Source organism: Asanoa ferruginea (assembly GCF_003387075.1).
Classification (GTDB): Bacteria; Actinomycetota; Actinomycetes; order Mycobacteriales; family Micromonosporaceae; genus Asanoa; species Asanoa ferruginea.
Map to the genome: position 1 here is coordinate 5461840 of NZ_QUMQ01000001.1, position 20264 is coordinate 5482103.

At 68.1% G+C, this 20264-nt stretch carries 15 protein-coding genes; 6 read left to right on the forward strand and 9 right to left on the reverse strand.

The genetic code is table 11. The annotated features are described in order from the left end of the window. Position 1: 1 nt before the first annotated feature. From DFJ67_RS25650 to DFJ67_RS25685, 8 genes are all read right to left on the reverse strand, one after another. The gene (locus DFJ67_RS25650) at positions 2-1336 is read right to left on the reverse strand and encodes a glycoside hydrolase family 10 protein (RefSeq protein WP_116070358.1); all 1335 of its coding nucleotides are present in this window, start codon (positions 1334-1336) and stop codon (positions 2-4) included. 263 nt (positions 1337-1599) lie between these two features. After that, on the reverse strand, positions 1600-3984 hold the full coding sequence (locus tag DFJ67_RS25655) for a ricin-type beta-trefoil lectin domain protein (protein ID WP_116070359.1): 2385 nt from the start codon (positions 3982-3984) through the stop codon (positions 1600-1602). 83 nt (positions 3985-4067) lie between these two features. Then, a complete protein-coding gene (locus DFJ67_RS25660) occupies positions 4068-4394 on the reverse strand; it encodes an L-rhamnose mutarotase (protein ID WP_203784032.1) in 327 nt (108 codons plus the stop codon). Then, positions 4373-4567, reverse strand: coding sequence for a hypothetical protein (locus DFJ67_RS25665; protein WP_116070361.1), 195 nt, complete (start codon positions 4565-4567; stop codon positions 4373-4375). Before DFJ67_RS25665 ends, DFJ67_RS25660 begins: the two co-directional genes overlap by 22 nt. Then, positions 4564-5733: a mandelate racemase/muconate lactonizing enzyme family protein gene (locus tag DFJ67_RS25670; RefSeq protein ID WP_116070362.1), complete on the reverse strand. Its 1170-nt coding sequence runs from the start codon at positions 5731-5733 to the stop codon at positions 4564-4566. Before DFJ67_RS25670 ends, DFJ67_RS25665 begins: the two co-directional genes overlap by 4 nt. 1 nt (position 5734) lies before the next feature. Next, positions 5735-6562, reverse strand: a complete 828-nt coding sequence (locus DFJ67_RS25675) for a carbohydrate ABC transporter permease (protein WP_116070363.1) — start codon at positions 6560-6562, stop codon at positions 5735-5737. Next, a complete protein-coding gene (locus DFJ67_RS25680) occupies positions 6562-7485 on the reverse strand; it encodes a carbohydrate ABC transporter permease (RefSeq protein WP_116070364.1) in 924 nt (307 codons plus the stop codon). Before DFJ67_RS25680 ends, DFJ67_RS25675 begins: the two co-directional genes overlap by 1 nt. Before the next feature lie 4 nt (positions 7486-7489). Further along, the gene (locus DFJ67_RS25685; RefSeq protein ID WP_239097449.1) at positions 7490-8710 is read right to left on the reverse strand and encodes an ABC transporter substrate-binding protein; all 1221 of its coding nucleotides are present in this window, start codon (positions 8708-8710) and stop codon (positions 7490-7492) included. Between the two features lie 114 nt (positions 8711-8824). Between DFJ67_RS25685 and DFJ67_RS25690 the strand changes: the two genes are divergently transcribed. From DFJ67_RS25690 to DFJ67_RS25715, 6 genes are all read left to right on the forward strand, one after another. Further along, positions 8825-9670 (forward strand): FadR/GntR family transcriptional regulator, encoded by an 846-nt coding sequence (locus tag DFJ67_RS25690; protein WP_203784029.1) that lies wholly within the window; start codon positions 8825-8827, stop codon positions 9668-9670. A 301-nt stretch (positions 9671-9971) separates the two neighbouring features. Then, on the forward strand, positions 9972-11615 hold the full coding sequence (locus tag DFJ67_RS25695; RefSeq protein WP_116070367.1) for a glycoside hydrolase family 27 protein: 1644 nt from the start codon (positions 9972-9974) through the stop codon (positions 11613-11615). Positions 11616-11620: 5 nt separating this feature from the next. Continuing rightward, the gene (locus DFJ67_RS25700; RefSeq protein WP_203784036.1) at positions 11621-13420 is read left to right on the forward strand and encodes a family 43 glycosylhydrolase; all 1800 of its coding nucleotides are present in this window, start codon (positions 11621-11623) and stop codon (positions 13418-13420) included. A gap of 154 nt (positions 13421-13574) precedes the next feature. Continuing rightward, the gene (locus tag DFJ67_RS25705) at positions 13575-14990 is read left to right on the forward strand and encodes a sigma-70 family RNA polymerase sigma factor (protein WP_244940440.1); all 1416 of its coding nucleotides are present in this window, start codon (positions 13575-13577) and stop codon (positions 14988-14990) included. 214 nt (positions 14991-15204) lie between these two features. Then, entirely contained in the window at positions 15205-17244 is a 2040-nt protein-coding gene (locus DFJ67_RS25710; RefSeq protein WP_116070369.1) for a family 43 glycosylhydrolase, read from the forward strand. Positions 17245-17264: 20 nt separating this feature from the next. Then, the gene (locus tag DFJ67_RS25715) at positions 17265-18764 is read left to right on the forward strand and encodes a non-reducing end alpha-L-arabinofuranosidase family hydrolase (protein WP_203784028.1); all 1500 of its coding nucleotides are present in this window, start codon (positions 17265-17267) and stop codon (positions 18762-18764) included. Positions 18765-18813: 49 nt separating this feature from the next. Here the strand turns inward: DFJ67_RS25715 and DFJ67_RS25720 are convergent, their stop codons facing one another. After that, positions 18814-20190, reverse strand: a complete 1377-nt coding sequence (locus DFJ67_RS25720) for an endo-1,4-beta-xylanase (RefSeq protein WP_116070371.1) — start codon at positions 20188-20190, stop codon at positions 18814-18816. Positions 20191-20264: the final 74 nt, after the last annotated feature.

The following is a 20264-nucleotide window of genomic DNA, read 5'->3' on the forward strand; positions in this document are numbered from 1 at the left end:
CTCAGGCCGGCGTGCAGCCGGCGACGATGCCGCTTCCCGTGCCGGTGGCCTGGAAACCGAACTCGGTCGACTGCCCGGCGGCGATCGCGCCGTTGTAGTCGACATTGGTCCATCCGACGGACCCGGATGTGCCAGTGCGGTTCGCGTTCCACGAGCCGGTGACCGTCGCGCCGGACGGCAGCGTCGTCGTCACCCGCCACCCGTTGATCGACGAGGACCCGGCGGTTATCCGGACCGTGGCGACGAACCCGCCGTTCCACTGGTTCAACGAGACCGCGGCCGTGCAGCCGCCGCTGCCGCTGGGTGGCGGCGTCGACGGGGGAGGAGTGCCGGTGCCGGTCCCGGCGTTCAGCGCGTTGAGCACCGCGTCGTACGCCGCCTTCTTGTTGCCGCTGCCGTCGAAGAGCAGCGGGTTCTGGCCGGTGCGCCACGAGTCGCTGTCGCGGATGCCCCACACCGTGATGCCGTTGCAGCGGGACACCGCCATGCAGGCCCGGGTGACCGCCGCGTAGGCGTTGGCCTGGCTGGATCCGGAGATGTCCAGCTCGGTGATCTGCACGTCGACGCCGAGGTCGGCGAAGCGTTGCAGGTTGGCCTGATAGTCGCTGGGCGCCGAGTTGGTCAGGTGCGACTGGAAGCCGACGCAGTCGATGGGCACGCCGCGGCTCTTGAAGTCGCGGACCATGTTGTAGATGCCGGTCGACTTCGCGTTGATGCCGTCAGTGTTGTAGTCGTTGTAGCAGAGCTTGGCGTTCGGGTCGGCGCTGCGCGCGAGCCGGAAGGCGACCTCGATCCAGTCGTTGCCGGTGCGTTGCAGGTTGGAGTCGCGGCGGCCGCCGCTGCCGCCGTCGGCGAATGCCTCGTTGACCACGTCCCAGGTGTGGATTTTGCCGCGATAGTAGGTGGCGACCTGGGTGACGTGGTTGTTCATCGCGTTGCGCAGCGCGCTGCCCGACAGGTTCTGCGCCCAGCCCGGCTGCTGCGAGTGCCAGAGCAGGGTGTGGCCGCGCACGAGCATGCCGTGGGAGCGGGCGTGGTTGACGATCCGGTCGGCGTTGCCAAAGCTGAAGTTGCCCTGCTGCGGCTCGGTGGCGTCCCACTTCATCTCGTTTTCGGGCGTGACGCTGTTGAACTCGCGGTTGAGGATCGTCGCGTAGGTGTTGTCGCCGAGCTTGCCGGCGCTGATCGCGGCGCCGAAGTAGCGGCCCTTCTCGGCCGCGGATGCGCCGAGGGTGGTGCCGGCGTTGGCGGCGGAACCGCCACCGATCACCAGGCCCACGGCAAGGGCTGCCGCGGCGGACACGGCAAGCAACGATCTGATTTGTCTCCGGGACATGCCATTCTCCGGTTCCGTCGTAAGGCGGTGAGGAATGGCTCCGCGCGCGATGCGGCACCGGAGCGCCGGGACCGAAGGCCTGATTTCGGGGTGACGATATCCGCCTTGTGCCCTGCCCGGCGCTGCCGTGTAACCGATGGTGTCACGACGATTTCGGCATCGGCAATCCCTGTGCGCCCCGACCATCGACGGACGCGCGTCATAACAGAAAGGTCGTGCCGAACCGGCTCGGGCTGCCCGCCCGAGCCGGTTCCCTCTTTCGCTCAGCTACGCGAGGTCCATTGCTGGTTCGTGCCGCCGTGGCAGGACCAGAGGTGGATCTTGGTGCCGTTGGCGGTGCCGTTGCCGCTGGCATCGAGGCAGAGCCCGGACAGTGCGCTGGTGATGGTGCCGTTGGTGTTGCGGTTCCATTGCTGGTTGGTCTGGCCGTTGCAGTCCCAGATGATCGCCAGCGTGCCGTTGACGGTCCCCTGGTTGGCGGCGTCGAGGCACTTGTTGCCGTACACCATCAGTTGTTTGCCTGTGGTGTAGGTCCATCGTTGGTTGGTGCCACCGTTGCAGTCCCAGAGCTGCGCCTGGGTGCCGTTGGCGGTGGCGGCGCCGGGCAGGTCGATGCAGCGTCCGGACGCACCTCCCACGAGCATGACGCTCTGCGGGTTGCTCGAGCTTTGTGGCCCGGCGGCGGTCATCACGGCCTGGGCGCCCGACGGCCAGTTGCCGTTGGAGACGGTGACATTGCCGAAGACGACATTGCCGCGGTCGCCGTTGGTGACGTTGGTGCTGCCGTTGGTCGACCAGTTGTTGGTCAGCGTGAAGTTGCCCATGTTCTCGGCGAAGAAGTAGTTGGCGGTGGCCCAGGTCCCCGTCGAGGAAAGCACGTTGGTGCGTGCGGTGTAGTAGCGGGAACCTTCGTCGAAGTAGATACCGAAGTAGCCGTTGGTCCGCAGGCAGTAGTTGTCGCTGATCAGCCCACCAGGATTGGCGGACAGGGTGTAGATGCAGCCGCCGTCGTTCATCTGCTGCATGACGTCGTGCACGTAGTTGCCGGTGACCCGGTTGTTGGCGGCCGTCGTCGCGGTGCTGTAGCGCGGTTGGTAGTTGTAGAGGCCCCGGTCGGCGTAATGGTTGCTGCCACCCGCGTCGTTGGAGCCCCAGCCATAACCGATGGACATTCCGGTGTACGGCATGTTGTAGACCTCGTTGTGCGAAACGGTGGCCGTGTTGACGTAGGTCGTGAGGACCGACACGATGCCGCGATAGTCGATTCCGAGGTCGTGCAGCCGGTTGTTGCTGATGGTGACGTCTCGGTTGGTCATCCGCTGGTCGCTGGGATGGTGCGCGTCAGCGCGGACGCCGCCGACGACGATGCCACCGGCCGCGTTGCGCGCGATCTCCGACCTGGTGACGGTGATGTTGTTGGTGCCCAGGCCGACGCCGCTGGTGTGCGCGTTGGCGTCGTTGCCGATGCCGATGGCGGTCTGACCGAGGTTGACGAACTGCGAGTCGCTGAAGGTGACGTTGTTGGCCGCCGAGACCTGCACCGCGGCCGGCATCTGCTGCCAGTTGGGCCGGGTCGCCTCGAACTGTGCGCATCCGTTGTGGCACGAGGTGAAGCTCGGCCAGCTCCAGTTCCCGGCGATGTAGGCGCCGGTCTGCTGGTCCACATAGCCCTGGTTGCTGCTGGCCCCCAGCCAGCTCGTGCCGGTGAAGACGATCCCGCTGAAGGTGAGGTGGTGCGCGGGAGCGTCGTAGCTGCCGCCGACACTGAGCAATGACTGGAGGGTCGGCAACTCGACGGCGACGCTGCTCATGCTCTGCCCGGAGAGCGGGATGTAGGACAGCGCGCCCGTGCCCGGGTCGAGATACCACTCTCCCGGCGCGTCGAGGAACTCATACGCGTTGGCGAGATAGAGCGGCCCGGCCCGGTGCGGGCTGGTGAAGGTGTCGTACCCGAAATTGTTGTTGCTCCACCCCGGTTGCTGCATCGTGATGACGTTGCCGCCGATGCTCGACACCGACACGTAGCGGTCCGTGAAGGAATTGACGGCCTCGAGCTGCACCCGGCTCTTGTTGGCCAGGTTGTTGAGATAGCCGAGCCCGCTGTTGGTGAAGCTGAGTCCCGTGCTCGACGCGGTGAAGTCGGCCCGGTTGACCTGGGTGCGGGCTCGGGTGGCCAGGGCGCCGTTGACGTAGAGCTGCCGGCTGTCGAGCCCGGCACCGACGTTGGCGCGCCAGATGTTCTTCCCGGAGTCGGCGAGCGTCCAACCGGTGACCGCTCGCGCGCCGCTGATCACCGGTTGCGCAGACGGTGCGGCCTGCCACAGCACGGTGTAGCCGTTGGTGCCGGAGTCAGCGGCCGTGAAGCGCAGCGGTGTGCTGAGCCGGTAGACGCCGCCGGCGAGCTGCACCACGATATCGCCGGTCATCGAGGCGACCAGTGAGCGCACCCGGGTCTGTGCGGCCGACAGCGAGCACGGTTGCGCGGCGGAGCAGCTCGTGTCACCGCCCGAGGGCGCGGCATAGAGGGTGGTGGTGGCGGCCAGGGCGGGGGTGGCCGGCGCGAGCAGGACGACCGCCGCGGCGGCCAGGCCGGTGGCCATCGCGGCCGACGCCAGCCGGCGAGCGGCGGTGGGTGAGGATCCGAACATGGGACCTCCTGTTACCTGGGGACGGGACGCCGGTCGCGGGCCGCGTTGCCCGAGGTCGGCGTGCGCGCGCTGAGGGGCTCGTCCTACCCGGTGAGGTGCCAGACCTCGGTCATCGGCGCCCATCGCGAACCCGCAGGGGCGTCGTGCGGCGGCTCCTGGCAGGGGTCGGTCAGAGTCCACCAGCGCTGCGTTTCGGGGTCCTCGGCGATGCGGGCCTGGTCGGCGGCGTGGTCCTCGCCGACATACTCGTAGTAGCCGAAGAGCAGGTCGTCGTGCAGGAAGATGGTGAAGTTGCGGATGTTCGCGGCGACGAGCGTCTCTTCGACGGCCGGCCACACCGCGGCGTGCAATCGCAGATATTCCTCGCGTCGGTCGGGCCGCAACCGCGTCACCATGCCGTAGCGCTGCAAGGGGATCCTCCTCCGTCCGCGTCGACCTGGGTGATCAGCCGCTCGGCGCCCGAGGCGACCAGCCGGATGGCGGTGTAGGCGACCGCGATGCGCACCTCTGCCGGCCCGGGTCGCCGGCCGTCGATCTCCTCGACGCCGAGCCGGCGTGCGGCCCGGTAGACCACCGCCTTCATCGACCCGCCTCGCTGTCGGACGGTGCGGGCGCCAGCAGCCGCTGGCCGGCGCGCTCCGGACGCACGTTCGGCCCGTCGCCGCCGGTGACGTGTGGCTGCCGGGCCGCCGCGGCGATGGCGGCCTCGTCGATGGCCACGCCGAGGCCGGGTGAGTCGCCGAGGACGAACGCGCCGTCTTCGACGGACAGGTCGAGGGACACCCCTACCGGCGGGTGCAGGTCCTGCAACTCGCTGGCGATGTGGTTGGGCACCGACGTCGCCGCGTGCAGCAGCCCCAGGGGAGTGGTGCCGATCGGGCTGACCGGCAGATCGTGGGCGTGCGCCAATGCGGAGACCCGCAGGAAGTGCGTGATGCCCCAGACGGCGGCGGTCTGGACGATGTCGACAGCCCCGGCGGCGATCAACGGGCGGAACTGTTCGAGGCCGGTGAGGTTCTCGCCGGTGGCGACCGACGCGGCCACGCCGCGGCTGACGGCGGCGAGGCCCGCGGCGTCCCAGCGCCGCACGGGCTCCTCGACCCAGGTGAGGTCGACGGTGCGCTCGAGCTCGCGGACGTGGCGCACGGCCTGCTTGCGGGTCCAGCACTCGTTGGCGTCGAGCATGAGGCTGGGCCGCAGCCCGTGTGCGGCGTCGGTGAGGACCTCGCGCACCAGCATCAGGCGCCGCAGGTCGCGCTCGACGTCGAGGCCGCCCTTGAGCTTCGCGGCGCGCAATCCGCGCTTGGCGTAGGCGGCGTAGGCGGCGACCAGTTCTTCGTCGGTCAGGCCGATATCCAGACCGGAGGCGTACGCCGGAACGGCGCGGTCCCGGCCACCGAGCAGGCGCCAGAGTGGCTCACCGGCGGCGCGGGCCTTGATGTCCCACAGCGCGGTGTCGAGAGCGCCGATGGTGCCGAACACGGGCCCGGCATGGCCGGCCTTGAAGGTCTGCCGGAGCATCCGGTCGTAGAGTGCCGTGACGCCGCGCGGGTCCTCACCCTCGATCGCCGCGAAGACGGATTCGATGTGGGAGTGGGGACCGAGCCCGATGCCGGTGATCCCTTCGTCGGTGTCGACCATGATGATCGGCACTGGGACAACGCCGTCGGCGAAGACGCCGTTGGCGTCACCGACGGGTCGACCCCACTCGTGGACCGTCGTCAGCGTGCGATAGCCGGTGATGCGCATGTCAGCCTTTCGTGGCGCCGGCGGTGACACCGTCGGCGATCTGGCGCTGGAGGAACAGGTAGAGCAGCAGGACGGGGGCCGCCGCGATCAGCACGCCGGCGGCGAAGGTGGGAATGTTGGCCGAGTACTGCCCACGCAGGGCGGTGACACCGACCATCAGGGTGCGGTGCTCGGCCGACGGCATCATCAGCAAGGCGATGAGCACGTCGTTCCAGCAGAACAGGGCGTTCAGGATGCCCACCGACAGCAGGGCCGGAGCGCCGATCGGGAGCATGATCCGCCGGTAGACGCCGTAGAGGCTGTTGCCGTCGATCCGGGCCGCGTCGATGATCTCGGGTGCGACCGTCCGGTAGTAGCTGGTCATCAGGAAGACCGTGAACGGCAGGAACTGGGCGACGTAGGCGAGGACGAGCCCGGGGTACGTGTCGATCAGGCCGGTGTCCGCCATGACCCGGGCCAGCGGGACCATGATCACCTGGAAGGGGATGAACAGTGCCGCGAGGCAGCCCAGGAACAGCACGGACGAGCCGCGGAACCTGCTCTGGCTCAGCGCGAAGCCGGCCATGGAGCCCAGCAGCAGGAGCAGCACGACCGCCGCGGTGACCACCACGACGGAGTTCAGGAAGTAGCGCCCCATGCCCACGCTGGTCCAGGCGCTGGTGATGTTGTCCAAACGTACGGCGCCGGCGACGGAGAACCGGTCGAGCACATATTCACGCCGGGTCTTCATCGCCACGTTGGCGGTGAACAGCAACGGATAGATCGTCGCGACGGCGAGGATGCCCATCGGCAGGGCGGCCAGCCAGCGGCCCCCGCGGTTGCCCGACATCAGGACTCCTTCACGGCACGGCGGAGCAGGCTGAGTTGCAGCAGGCCGACGACCAGCATGATCACGAAGAGCACGGTGGAGGCCGCCGACGCCAGCGCCGGTCGGTTCATCTGTCCCTGCTGGATCCAGATGTAGTACTCGGGGAGATAGGTCGACCCCTCCGGTCCACCGCTGGTCATCACGTAGAGCAGGCCGAACATCGACGTCAGCATCCCGATCATCGTGGTGACGAAGACGAACTGGATGGTCCGCGAGAGGCCCGGGATGATCACGTGCCAAATGGTCTGGGGTAGCGACGCGCCGTCGACCCGGGCCGCGTCCAGCAGCGCACCGTCCAAAGTGGCGAAGCCGGCGAGGAACACCACCAGCGCCATCCCGAACGTCGCCCAGACGTGCACGCCGACAACGGCGAACATCGCCACGTGCGGGTCACCGAGCCAGTCGATCGGCCCGAGGCCGACCGAGCCCAGGACGGCGTTGACCGGGCCGTCGAAAGCGAGCAGGAGGTTGAAGATCGCGCCGACGATGACCGGCGACAGCACGGCCGGGAAGAAATAGACGCTGCGGAAGAACCGGTGGCCGGGCACCCGTAGGTAGATGAACGTCGCGAGCAGTCCGGGGATGGCCACGGCGATCGGCAGGAGCAGCACCAGCAGGCCGACGTTGCGCAGTGCCGTCTGGAACAGGGGGTCGCGAAAGAGGTCGGCGTAGTTGTCGAGACCGACCGATGCCCCGTCGCGCTCGCCGTCACCGGTGAACGAGAAGTTGACGCCCAGCAGCAGCGGCCACAGCCGGAGGCCGACGATGACCAGGATCGCCGGCGCGACCAGGACATAGGGTGCCAGCCGTTCGCCCCGCAGACCGGCGCCGGCCCGCCCGGCCGCAGCCCGACGGACCGACGGTCGCGAGATGGTGTTCGACATGACCTCAGGCCGGCTTGTCGGAGGCGGCCAACTGCTTGAGGGCGTTGTCGACCGTGACGGAGCCACTGAGCAACTGCTGGGACAACCGTCCCATCAGGTCGATGGTCTTCGAGGACAGCGCGACGTGCAGGGCCGGCTTTCCGGACTTCAGGTCGGCGACGATCGTCGAGACCGCCGCGCCGGCCTTGGACACGTCGATCGTGGTGTCGGAGGCGATCGCGCCGGCATCGGCGTAGAAGGCGGCCAGGGCGTCGGTTGAGGTGAGGGACCGCACGAGGTCGGCGGCGAGCTTCGGGTCCTTCGTCCACTTGGCGACCCCGTAACCGATGCCACCGTCGTAGGGAAGGCTCGGCGTGGCACCGGTGGTGACGACGGGTGCGATCATGACGCCGACGTTCTCCGGCTTCAGGAACTCGTTGAAGTCTTTCCAGTGCCCGATGTCGGACATCAGGCCGATCATGTGAGCGGCCTTGCCCGCCTCGAACATCCCGAAGGCGTCGTTGAACATCGCGGTCGAGTTGGCCCCGTCGGTGTTGAGGCCGGCGTCGTTGACCTCTTTCCACAGCTCGAAGAGGCGTTTGACGTTGGGTGACTGCCAGTTGCGCTTGCCGGCGATCCAGTCGTCGTACTCCTGGGGTGTCAGGATCCCGGAGCCCAGGCCCGACATGAAGAACTGGATGGCGATGCCTTCCTTGTTGCCCTGCGCGAAGCATTTCGCGCCGACCTTGGCGATGGCCGCGCAATTGGCGAGGAAGTCCGCCCAGGTCGTGGGCGGGTTGTCGGGGTTGAGCCCGGCCTTCGTGTAGAGCGCCTTGTTGTAGTAGATCGGGTGTCCCTGGAGGGTCACCGGTGCCGCATAGGTCTTGCCGTCTTTGCTGAAGGCGTCCCAGCCGGCCAGTCGCTGCCGGTCTTCGCCGACGAACTCGTCGAGGGCCACGAGCGAGTCGACGCGGTCGCGGATCTGCCCGCCACCGTTGAAGAGCATCACGTCGGGACCTTTGCCGGACTGGATCGCCGCGCCCAGCAACGTGTAGTACTGGTCGAACGGCTGCGCCACGAACTCGACCGTGGTGTCCGGGTGTTTCTTCGCGAAGTCGGCCTTCGCCTTCTGCACATAGGACGCCGCGGTGGCGTCGCCCGACTTCCAATCCCAGACGACGAGCTTGGTGCTGCTCGAGCCGTTGTCCTTCTCCTTGGGTCCGGAGGCGCTACCGCACCCGGACATCGCCAACGCCGCTATCAGGACCGCAGACCAAAGTGCTCGCTGCTTCATCGCTGCTCACTCTCCAACGGTGCGGGGGAGGGGCCGTCGCCTCAAAGTGCCGAGAACGTAACTCGTATGACGTTAGACGTCAACACAGTGCCGTATACTCTCCGGATCGGGCCAAGAGCCCGCCACGGGCGGCCGGAGGGAAAGATGACGGCATCGAGTCACCTGAGCGCGGCGGCTGTCGCGCCCCCGGCCTGGGCGCGACGGTCGACCAACCTCGCGAAGGCGATCACCGCGGAGCTGGTGGAACGGATCGTCCGTGGCGTTCATCAGCCGGGCACGCCGCTGCCGCCGGAGCCGGCGCTCTGCGAGACGTTCGCGGTGAGCCGGACGGTCGTCCGTGAAGCGGTCAAGATCCTTCAGGAGAAAGGCCTGGTGCAGGTCCGTCAGGGCACCGGCACGATCGTCACGGCCCCCTCGGAGTGGGACATGCTCGACGAGCTCGTGCTCGGCGCCACGATCGCCGAAGACGAGAGCCTGGCGATCCTCGACGATGTGGTGGTCACCCGTCGCGTCCTCGAGTCAGACATGGCCAACGTCGCCGCACGCCAGGTTGACGAGGAGACGCTCGATCGGCTGCGGGCGCAGGTCGACCGCATGGACGAGCTCGTGGGCGACCACGTGACCTACGAGGAACACGACCGCGAGTTCCACGACACGATCATGCGAGCATCCGGCAACCGCGTGGCCCGTGCCGTCGTGCGCTCCCTGCAGAGCCAGGTCATCCGGACCGCTGCCTATTTGGGGCGCACCGAACGCGCGCTGTGTGTCGCTTCCAACGCGGGCCATCGACGGATCTATGAACGGATCGCCGCGCATGACCCGGCCGGCGCGGCCGAAGCGATGTTCACCCACATCACCGACGCCTGGCTGGTGCGGCGCAGCGGCCCGGAACCCTCGCGCTTGCAGCGCTAGCTGGCTTGCCCGGCCTGTTGAGAACGCTCACATCCCGCGACCTCGATGCTGCCACACCAGTTCTCATGAACGCAATGCGTCGCGTTCGCACCGGCGGCCTTTCCGTGCGGCGACCAGCGAGCCGTTCACCGTATAACAGAAAGCCTGTGCCGATCTTTCTCCGCGATGGACGACCGCCGAAAAAGTTTTCGGACTGCTCTTGAAACCTTTGAAACCCTGTGGCAATAATCGTCGCACCTCGATGTGAGCGTTCACATCACTGGTCCGGGCGAGGTCCAGGTCATCGAAGGAGTCACCTCAGATGAGGCACGCGTCGTGGTTAACCCGGGCGGCGACCGGACTGCTGCTCGTCGCCGGCGGGATCATCTCTATCGCGCCGGCCGCGCAGGCTCTCGACAACGGTGTCGCCCGCGTCCCACCCATGGGGTGGAACAGCTGGAACACCTTCGGCTGCAATATCAACGAAACGCTGATCCGGCAGATGGCCGACGCGCTGGTCAGCACCGGGATGCGCGACCTGGGATACCAGCACGTGGTGGTCGACGACTGCTGGTTCAACCCCAACCGGGACTCGGCCGGCAACCTCCAGGGCGACCCGACCCGGTTCCCGAGCGGGATGCGCGCCCTCGGCGACTATCTGCACGCCAGAAACCTGAAGTTCGGGCTCTACCAGGTGCCCGTCGACCGCACCTGCGCGCAATACTTCGGCGGCTATCCCGGTGCGACCGGCAGCCAGGGGCACGAGGCGCAGGACGCGCGCCAGTTCGCGGCCTGGGGCGTCGACTACCTGAAATACGACTGGTGCTCGCCCAACGGGAGCATCAACGACCAGGTGACGACGTTCGCCCGGATGCGCGACGCGCTCGCCGCGACCGGGCGGCCGATCGTCTACAGCATCAACCCCAACAGCATCCACGCCAAGACGGGACCGTTGCGCGACTGGAGCGACGTCGCCAACCTCTGGCGCACCACCGAGGACATCACCAACGCCTGGGACACCGGGCAGACCAACGGCTATCCCATGGGCATCCAGAACATCGTCAACGTCACCGTTCCGTTGGCGGCGTATGCGCGTCCGGGCGGCTTCAACGACCCCGACATGCTCGAGGTCGGCCGCGGCGGCATGTCGGACACCGAGATGCGTAGTCACTTCGCCCTGTGGGCCATGCTGGCGGCGCCGCTGATCGCGGGCAACGACGTGCGCTCGATGACCTCGGCGACGCAGGCCATCCTGAAGAACCAGAATCTGATCGCCATCAACCAGGACTCGCTGGCGCTCCAGGCCAACCAGGTCTCCGGCGACAGCACCCGCCGCGTGTTGGCCAAACGGCTGGCCAACGACGACGTCGCCGTCGCCGTCGCCCTGTTCAACCAGAGCGGGTCGACCAGCACCATCTCCACCACCGCGGCTGCCATCGGCAAGACCGGCTCGTCGTTCACCCTGCGGGATGCCTGGACGAACGCGACCAGCGACACCACCGGGGCGATCACCGCGACGGTGCCCGCACACGGCACCGCCGTCTACCGCGTCTCCGGTGGCGGCAGCGCACCGCCACCGAGCGCGGGAACGCTCGTCAGCGGGGCCTCCGGAAAGTGTCTCGACGTGCCACAGAGCAACGCGGCCAACGGCACCCAGCCGGTCATCTGGGCCTGCAACGGCGGCGCGAACCAACGCTGGACCGTCAGCGGCCAGACCGTCCAGGCCTTCGGCAAGTGCCTCGACGCGCCACTCGGCGCCACGGCCGGCGCGAAGACGCAGCTCTGGGACTGCAACGGCGGCGCCAACCAGCGCTGGAGCTTCGGCTCCGACGGAACCCTACGCGGCGAAGCGTCCCGGTTGTGCCTCGACGTCGACCGCAACCTCACCGCCAACGGCACCGCGGTGCTGCTCTGGACCTGCACCGCGGCGGCGAACCAACGGTGGACGCGGGGTAGCACCTCATGATGAGGATGCGCTGGCTGGCCGGGCCGTTGGCGCTGCTGTGCGTGCTGACGGCGGCGCCGACGACAGCCCGTGCCGACAATCCGATCGTCCAGACGATCTACACCGCCGATCCGGCTCCGCTCGTCTACAACGGACGGATCTACCTCTACACCGGACACGACGAGGACGGGTCGACCTACTTCACCATGAAGCAATGGCGGGTCTACTCGTCGGCCGACCTGGTCAACTGGACCGACCACGGCTCGGCGCTCAGCCTGACCACCTTCGCCTGGGCCGACGCCAACGCCTGGGCCGGCCAGGTCGTCGCCCGCAACGGCCGGTTCTACTGGTATGTGCCGGTGCGCAACAGGGCGACGGGCGGCATGGCCATCGGGGTCGCCGTCGCGGACAGCCCGACCGGTCCGTTCGCCGACGCCCTCGGGCGGCCGCTGGTCGAGAACGGCGAGATCGACCCCACCGTCTTCGTCGACGACGACGGGCAGGCCTACCTCTACTGGGGCAATCCCCGGCTCTGGTATGTGCGGCTGAACGCGGACATGACGTCGTTCTCGGGCTCGCCCACCCAGATTCCGTTGACCACGAGCGGTTTCGGCACCCGCACCGGCGATGCCAACCGGCCCACCCTCTACGAGGAGGGCCCGTGGGTCTACAAGCGCGGTGGCCTCTACTACAACGTCTTCGCGGCCAAGTGCTGCTCCGAGTTCATCGGATATTCGACCGCGCCCGGGCCGACCGGACCGTGGACCTACCGCGGGACGGTGATGCCCACCCAGGGCAGCAGCTTCACCAACCATCCGGGAGTCATCGACTTCAACGGCGGCTCCTACTTCTTCTACCACAACGGCGCGCTGCCCGGCGGTGGCGGCTACACCAGATCGGTCGCCGTGGAACGGTTCGCCTACAACGGCGACGGCACCATCCCGGCGATCAACATGACGGCCGCCGGTGCGCCGCAGGTCGGCACGCTGAACCCATACGTCCGCCAGGAGGCGGAGACGATGGCGTGGGAATCCGGTGTGGAGACGGAGCCCGCCGGCGAAGGTGGCGTGAACGTCGGCTGGATCGAGAACGGCGACTGGATCAAGGTCAAAGGGGTGGCCTTCGGCACCGGCGCGACCTCGTTCAGCGCCCGGGTCGCGTCCGCTACCAGCGGCGGGCGGATCGAGGTGCGCCTCGACGCGAGCAACGGTCCGGTCGCCGGCACCTGCACCGTTCCCGGCACCGGCGGCTGGCAGACGTGGACAACGGTCTCCTGCGGCGTCAGCGGCGTCACCGGCACCCACGACCTCTACCTGCGCTTCGCCGGCGGGACCGGGACGCTCTTCAACGTCAACTGGTGGCAGTTCGGCGGCGGGAGCGGCGGTGGCAACCTGCTGACCAACGGCACCATGGAGAACGGCACCACCGGGTGGACGACCTTCGGTTCCGGCACGCTGTCGGCGAGCACCGCCGTCGCACATGGCGGCTCCCGGTCACTGTCGATCACCGGGCGCACCGCTTCGTGGAACGGGCCCGCCCAGGACCTCACGGCGAAGCTCAGCAACGGCAGGAGCTATGCGACGACGGCGTGGGTGCGCAGCCAGAGCGGCAACCCGTCGGCCAAGATGACGCTCGCCCTGACGGCTGGCGGCACCACGAGCTACGTCGCGCTGACCCCGGCCGCGTCGGTCGGCACCGGCGGTTGGACGTTGCTGTTCGGGACGGCGGCCGTCTCCTGGACGGGCACCCTGTCCGCGGCCACCCTCTACGTCGAGACCGCGGCGGGCACCGACGGTCTCTACGTCGACGACATCGCGATCCAGTAGGACGCCGAACAGCTGGATCGCGAGGGCCGGCTTCCGCGCCGCTGGGGCGCGGAAGCCGGCAGCCGGGCTTGACGGCGACGGTGACCTCGTTCACAGTCGACGCGCGAGTCGACTTCCAAAGCGCGAGGTGGAGATGCGGGCCTCCGGCGTGGACGTGACGGAGCTGGTCGTCGCGGCCCGAGACGGTGACCGGCAGGCGCTCGACGAGCTGGTCGTCCGGTTCCTGCCGCTGGTCTACACCGTGGTCCGCCGGGCCCTGCGAGGCGACCCCGACGTCGACGACGTCGTGCAGGACACGATGCTGCGTGCCGTTCGAGACCTGCCGGCCCTGCGCGACGCGGGCAGCTTCCGCCCCTGGCTGATGGCGATCACCGTGCGCCAGGTCGGCACTCACCTGCATCGCCGGCGGACGGCCGACCAGCGGAGTGCCCCCCTTGGCGAGGATCTCGACCTCGCGGACCGGGACGCCGGCGTGGAAGACGTGACGATGCTCCACCTGGCGCTTTCCGACCAGCGCCGGCAGATCGCCCGGGCCAGTCGCTGGCTGGATCCGGCCGACCGGATGCTGATGTCGCTCTGGTGGGTGGAGCACGCCGGGCACCTGACCCGGGCCGAGCTCGCCGACGCCACCGGGCTGACCGCCGCACACGCCGGGGTCCGGATCCAGCGGGCGCGGCAGCAGCTCGAGGTGAGCCGTTCGGTGGTCGCCGCGCTGGAGGCCCGACCAGGCTGCCCGCGGCTCGGCGCTGCCGCGTCCGGGTGGGACCGCGTCCCGAGCCCGCTGTGGCGCAAGCGGCTGAGCCGCCACGTGCGGTCGTGTCGGGTGTGTGGCCAGGCCACCACCGGGCTGATCCCGACCGACCGGTTGCTCGCGGCCGCGCTGCTCCCGGTGCCCGCGGCGGTGACGATGGGGATGCTCGGCAACATCAAGGCAACGGCGGCCGGCGCCGGCGGTGCCCTGCCCGCCAAGGGCCTGATCTTCAAGATCGCAAGCGCCGTGGGTACGCGTCCGGTGCTGGCGCTGCTGGCCGCCGGAGTGGTCGTCGCCGGCGTGGTCGCCGCCGCGGTGCCGCAATGGCCGCAGTCCCACCCACCCGGACCGACCGCCGCACCGTCGCCGAACTCGGCGGAGTTGCGGCCAGGAAGTGTCTCGTTGGAAGCGGCCGATCAACCCGGCCGATACGTCGCGATGGAAGCCGACCTCGGCGTGCTGGCGAAAGTGGACGCCGCCACCTCGACCGTCACCCGGCGGCTCGCGACCTTCGACGTGACGCCCGGCCTCGCGAAGCCCAGCTGCTTCACGCTGCGGGCCTGGGACGGGCGGTATGTGCGGCACATGTCCTGGCGGCTGCGGTTGAGCGAGCCAGACGGCAGCACGCTCTTCCGGGGCGACGCCACCTTCTGTCCCCGGCCAGGCGTGCTGCCCGGCTCGATCGCCCTCGAGTCGGCCAACTACCCCGGCTGGTATCTGCGGCATCGCGACGACGAGTTGTGGGTCGACCGGGTCGACGGGCGCACCGCGTTGGGCGCCGACGGCGCGTTCCTGGTCCGCCCGGCCCTGGCCGGCTGAGCGCCGAGGGACCACGCGGGTGCCCCGCGGATAACAGAAAGCCGGCTGGTCGGTTTCGCGGAATGCATCGAACCACGCGCCCGGAAAGTGTTACCGACCAGAACCGAAAATGGTCGCCGGTTCAATTCTCGGGAACGCCCTTGAAACTATCGGAAATAGTCTGGCAACATCGTCGTACCTCGATGTGAACGCTCACATTTCGGAGAGGACAACGATGACGAGACGCGTCCTGGCGGCGGCCGCCGCGGCGATCCTGCTCACCGGCGCGCTGGTCGGCTTCGGCGCGGCTCCCGCGTCGGCGGCGAGCGTGGACCCGAGCGGCTGGTACGTGTTGGTCAATCGCAACAGCGGCAAGGCGTTGGACGTCTACAACCTGGCGACCAACGACGGTGCCCGGATCACCCAATGGACCCGCAATGACGGCGCACAGCAGCAGTGGCAGTTCGTCGATTCCGGCGACGGCTTCTACCGGCTCAGGTCGCGGGTTTCCGGAAAGGTGCTCGACGTCTACAACCGGTCGACCGCCGACGGCGGTGCGATCGTGCAATGGGCCGACAACAACGGCACCAACCAGCAGTTCCGGCTCGCTGACTCGGCGGGCGGCTACGTGCGGCTGGTCAACCGCAACAGCGGCAAGGTGGTCGAGGTGCAGGGCGCCGCGACCACCGACGGGGCCAACGTCGTGCAATACACCGACTGGGGCGGCAACAACCAGCAGTGGCAACTCGTCCCCGTCGGCGGTGCCGGCGGCGGTGGCACCTACGCCAACCCCGTGGTCTGGCAGGACTTCGCCGACGGCGACATCATCCGGGTCGGCGACGCCTACTACTACTCGGCGTCCACCATGCACTACTCGCCCGGAGCGCCGATCCTGCGCTCCTACGACCTGGTCAACTGGGAGTACGCCGGCCACTCGGTGCCCAGCCTCGACTTCGGCTCGAACGCCTACAACCTGAGCGGCGGCCGGGCGTACGTGAAGGGAATCTGGGCGTCGACGCTGAACTACCGGCGCAGCAACGGCACCTATTACTGGCTCGGCTGCGTCGAGTTCAACCGCACCTACGTCTACACGGCCACCGCGGTCGACGGCACGTGGCAGAAGCGCGCACAGATCAACAACTGCTACTACGACGCCGGACTGCTGGTCGACGACAACGACACCATGTATGTCGCGTACGGCAACACGAACATCAGCGTCGCCCAACTCTCGGCCGACGGCCTGAGCCAGGTGCGCAGCCAGCAGGTGTTCAGCACCCCGTCGAGCGTCGGCACGCTGGAAGGCGCCCGGTTCTACAAGCGCAACGGCAGCTACTACATCTGGCTGACCCGCCCGGCCAACGGCCAGTACGTGCTCAAGTCCAGCAGCCCCTTCGGCCCGTACGAGATGCGGCAGGTGCTCCTGGATCTTCCCGGCCCGATCGCCGGTGGCGGTGTGCCACACCAGGGCGGCCTGGTGCAGACCCAGAACGGCGACTGGTACTACATGGCCTTCGTCGACGCCTATCCCGGCGGCCGGATGCCGGCGCTGGCTCCGATCACCTGGAGTTCCGACGGCTGGCCGACCGTGCAGACCGTCAACGGCGCCTGGGGCAGCAGCTATGCCAAGCCCAACATCCCGGCCTCCGGGCGCACCGTGCAGTCGATGATCGGCCCCGACACGTTCGGCACCACCGCGCTCGGCCCCCGGTGGGAGTGGAACCACAACCCCGACAACACCCGCTGGTCGGCCGGCAACGGCCTGCGGCTCCAGACGGCGACCGTCACCAACGACCTCTACGCGGCCCGCAACACCCTCACCCATCGGATCCAGGGGCCGTCGTCCACCGCGACCATCGAGGTGGACTACTCCGCGATGGCCAACGGCGACCGCGCGGGTCTGGCCATGCTGCGCGACTCGTCGGCCTGGATCGGCGTCCGCCGCGACAACGGCGTCAGCCGCGTGTCGATGACCAATGGGCTCACGATGAACAGCAGTTGGGCCACCACCGGCACCGGCACCGAGCAGGCCGGTGCCACGGTCACCGGCGGCCGGATCTGGTTGCGGGTCAACGCCGACATCCGGCCCGGATCCGGCCGCCAGGCCCGGTTCTCCTACAGCACCGACGGCACCACCTTCACCAGCCTCGGGCCCGCGTTCACGCTCAACAACGCCTGGCAGTTCTTCATGGGCTACCGGTTCGCGATGTTCAACTACGCCACCCAGGCGCTCGGCGGCTCGGTCACGGTCCGCCGTTTCGACCTCACCACCCCCTGAACGTGAACGGAGGAATCGACATGACGAACCAATCCAGCCGGCGACGTTGGTGGTTGCCACGGGTCGTCGCCGGCGGTGTCGCGGCGGTTATGGTCGCTGTCGCCGCCGCGGCGGTGCTGGCGACGCCGGCCGCCGCGGCGACGGTCGACACGAGCGCGTGGTATGTGTTGCTCAACCGCAACAGCGGCAAGGCCTTGGACGTCTACAACCTCGCGACGAACGACGGCGCGCGGATCACCCAGTGGGCACGGAACAACGGCAACCAGCAACAGTGGCAGTTCGTCGACTCCGGCAGCGGCTACTACCGGCTGAGGTCCCGGTTGTCCGGCAAGGTGCTCGACGTCTACAACTTCTCGACCGCCAACGGCGGGTCCATCGTGCAGTGGACCGACCTCAACGGGACCAATCAGCAGTTCCGGTTGGCCGACTCCGACAGCGGCTACGTGCGGTTCATCAACCGCAACAGCAACAAGGTGGTCGAGGTCCAGGGCGCCTCGACCGCCGACGGTGGAAACATCGTGCAGTACGACGACTGGAATGGCAGCAACCAGCAGTGGCAACTCGTCCGCGTCGACGGCGGGTCAAACCCCACCACACCGCCGCCGAGCGGGAGCTGCTCTCTTCCCTCCACCTACCGCTGGACCTCGACCGGTTCGCTGGCGACTCCGAGGTCTGGGTGGGTCTCGCTAAAGGACTTCACCTACGCCCCCTACAACGGCCGGCGTCTGGTCTATGCGACGAACCACAACACCGGCACGGCGTGGGGCTCGATGAACTTCAGCCTCTTCACGAACTGGTCCGACCTGGGCTCGGCGACCCAGAACGCCATGCCGTTCGCCGCGGTGGCACCCACCCTGTTCTATTTCGCGCCGAAGAACATCTGGGTGCTGGCCTATCAGTGGGGTGGGACCGCCTTCTCCTACCGGACGTCGAGCGATCCGAGCAACGTGAACAGCTGGTCATCGCAGCAGGTGCTCTTCAACGGCAGCATCTCCGGCTCTGGCACCGGCCCGATCGACCAGACCCTGATCGGCGACAGCACGAACATGTACCTGTTCTTCGCCGGAGACAACGGCAAGATCTACCGGTCGAGCATGCCGATCGGTAACTTCCCCGGCAGCTTCGGCTCGTCGACGACGACGATCATGAGTGACTCGACGAACAACCTGTTCGAGGCCGTTCAGGTCTACAAGCTCCAGGGTGAGACCCGCTACCTCATGATCGTGGAAGCCATCGGCTCGCAGGGCCGCTACTTCCGCTCGTTCACTGCCACCAGCCTGAGCGGCTCGTGGACACCGCAGGCCGCGTCCGAGAGCAACCCGTTCGCCGGCAAGGCCAACAGCGGTGCGACCTGGACCAACGACATCAGCCACGGCGATCTGGTACGCAGCAACGCCGACCAGACGATGACCGTCGACCCCTGCAACCTGCAACTGCTCTACCAGGGACGGTCTCCGAGCTCGGGCGGCGACTACGGCCTGCTGCCCTACCGGCCAGGTGTCCTGACCCTGCAACGCTGACCGCATGTTGGCCGGGCGCCCGTCCCTGGGCGCCCGGCCGACAGGCCCTTCAGGCGCGGGTCCAGCGTTGGTTGGTGCCGCCGTGGCAGGTCCAGACGATGACCGCGGAGCCGTTGGTGGTGGCGGCGCCGTTGACGTCGAGGCACAGGCCGGTCTGGGCGCTGCTGATCGTGCCGTTGCTGTTGAAGACCCAGCTCTGGTTGGCGCCGCCGTTGCAGTCCCAGATCTGCACCCGGGTGCCGGTGGCCGCGTTGGGTGGGGCGTCCAGGCACTTCCCGGTCACCTGTAGGGCGTTGCCGTTCTGGGTGAACTGCTGGTTGGCGTTGGTGTGGCAGTCCCAGATCTGCAGCTGTGCCCCGTTAGCCGTGGAGGCCTGACTGACGTCGAGGCAGCGGCCGGAGGCTTCGTTGCGCAACCGGTTGCCGGTCGGCGTCGAGCCGCCGTTGAGCGTGTCGAGAACCGCGGTGTAGGCGGACTTCTTGTTGCCGGAGCAGTCGAACAGCAGTGCGTTGTCGCCACCCCGCCACGAGTCACAGTCCCGCACGCCCCACACGGTGATGCCGGCGCACCGTGAGACCGCGAGGCAGGAACGGGTGACGGTGGCGTAGATATTGGCCTGGTTGCCGCCCTGTGTGACGTCGAGCTCGGTGATCTGCACGTCGACGCCGAGATCCGCGAACCGTTGCAGGTTGGCCTGGTAGTCGCCGGAGATCGAGGTGCCCAGGTGCGACTGGAAGCCCACGCAGTCGATCGGCACGCCGCGGGATTTGAAGTCGCGGACCATGTTGTAGATGCCGGTCGACTTCGCGTTGATCCCGTCGGTGTTGTAGTCGTTGTAGCAGAGCTTCGCGTTCGGGTCGGCGGCGCGCGCGGCGCGGAAGGCGGCCTCGATCCAGTCGTTGCCCGTGCGCTGGAGATTCGAGTCGCGCCGGCCGCCGCTGCCGCCGTCGGCGAATGCCTCGTTCACCACGTCCCACGAATGGATCTGTCCCCGGAAGTGGGTGGCCACCTGGGTGACGTGATTGATGGCGGCGTTGCGCAGGTCGCTACCGGACAGGCCCTGGGCCCACCCGGGCTGCTGTGCGTGCCAGAGCAGGTTGTGACCGCGCACGCTCATGCCGTTGGCACGGGCGTGGCTGACGATGCGGTCACCGGAGCCGTAGTTGAATGACCCGCGCGAAGGCTCGGTCGCGTCCCACTTCATCTCGTTCTCGGCGACCAGGCTGTTGAACTCGCGGTTGAGGACCGACATGTAGGTGCTGTCGTTGAACTTGTAGGTGCCGACGGCTGCCCCGAAGTAGCGGCCCTTCTCCGCCGCCGCAGCCCTGAGCGTCGTGCCCGCGTCGGCCGTGCCGGAGAACACCAGTGCCCCGCCGATCGCGAGTATCCCGGCCAGCACCGATGACACCAACGGTTTCACTCTCATCGTTCACGCACCTTTCCAAAAGGGTTGCTGCATTTCTTGCGAGATTGCCTTATTGTTTCCGGGCATTCAAGAGG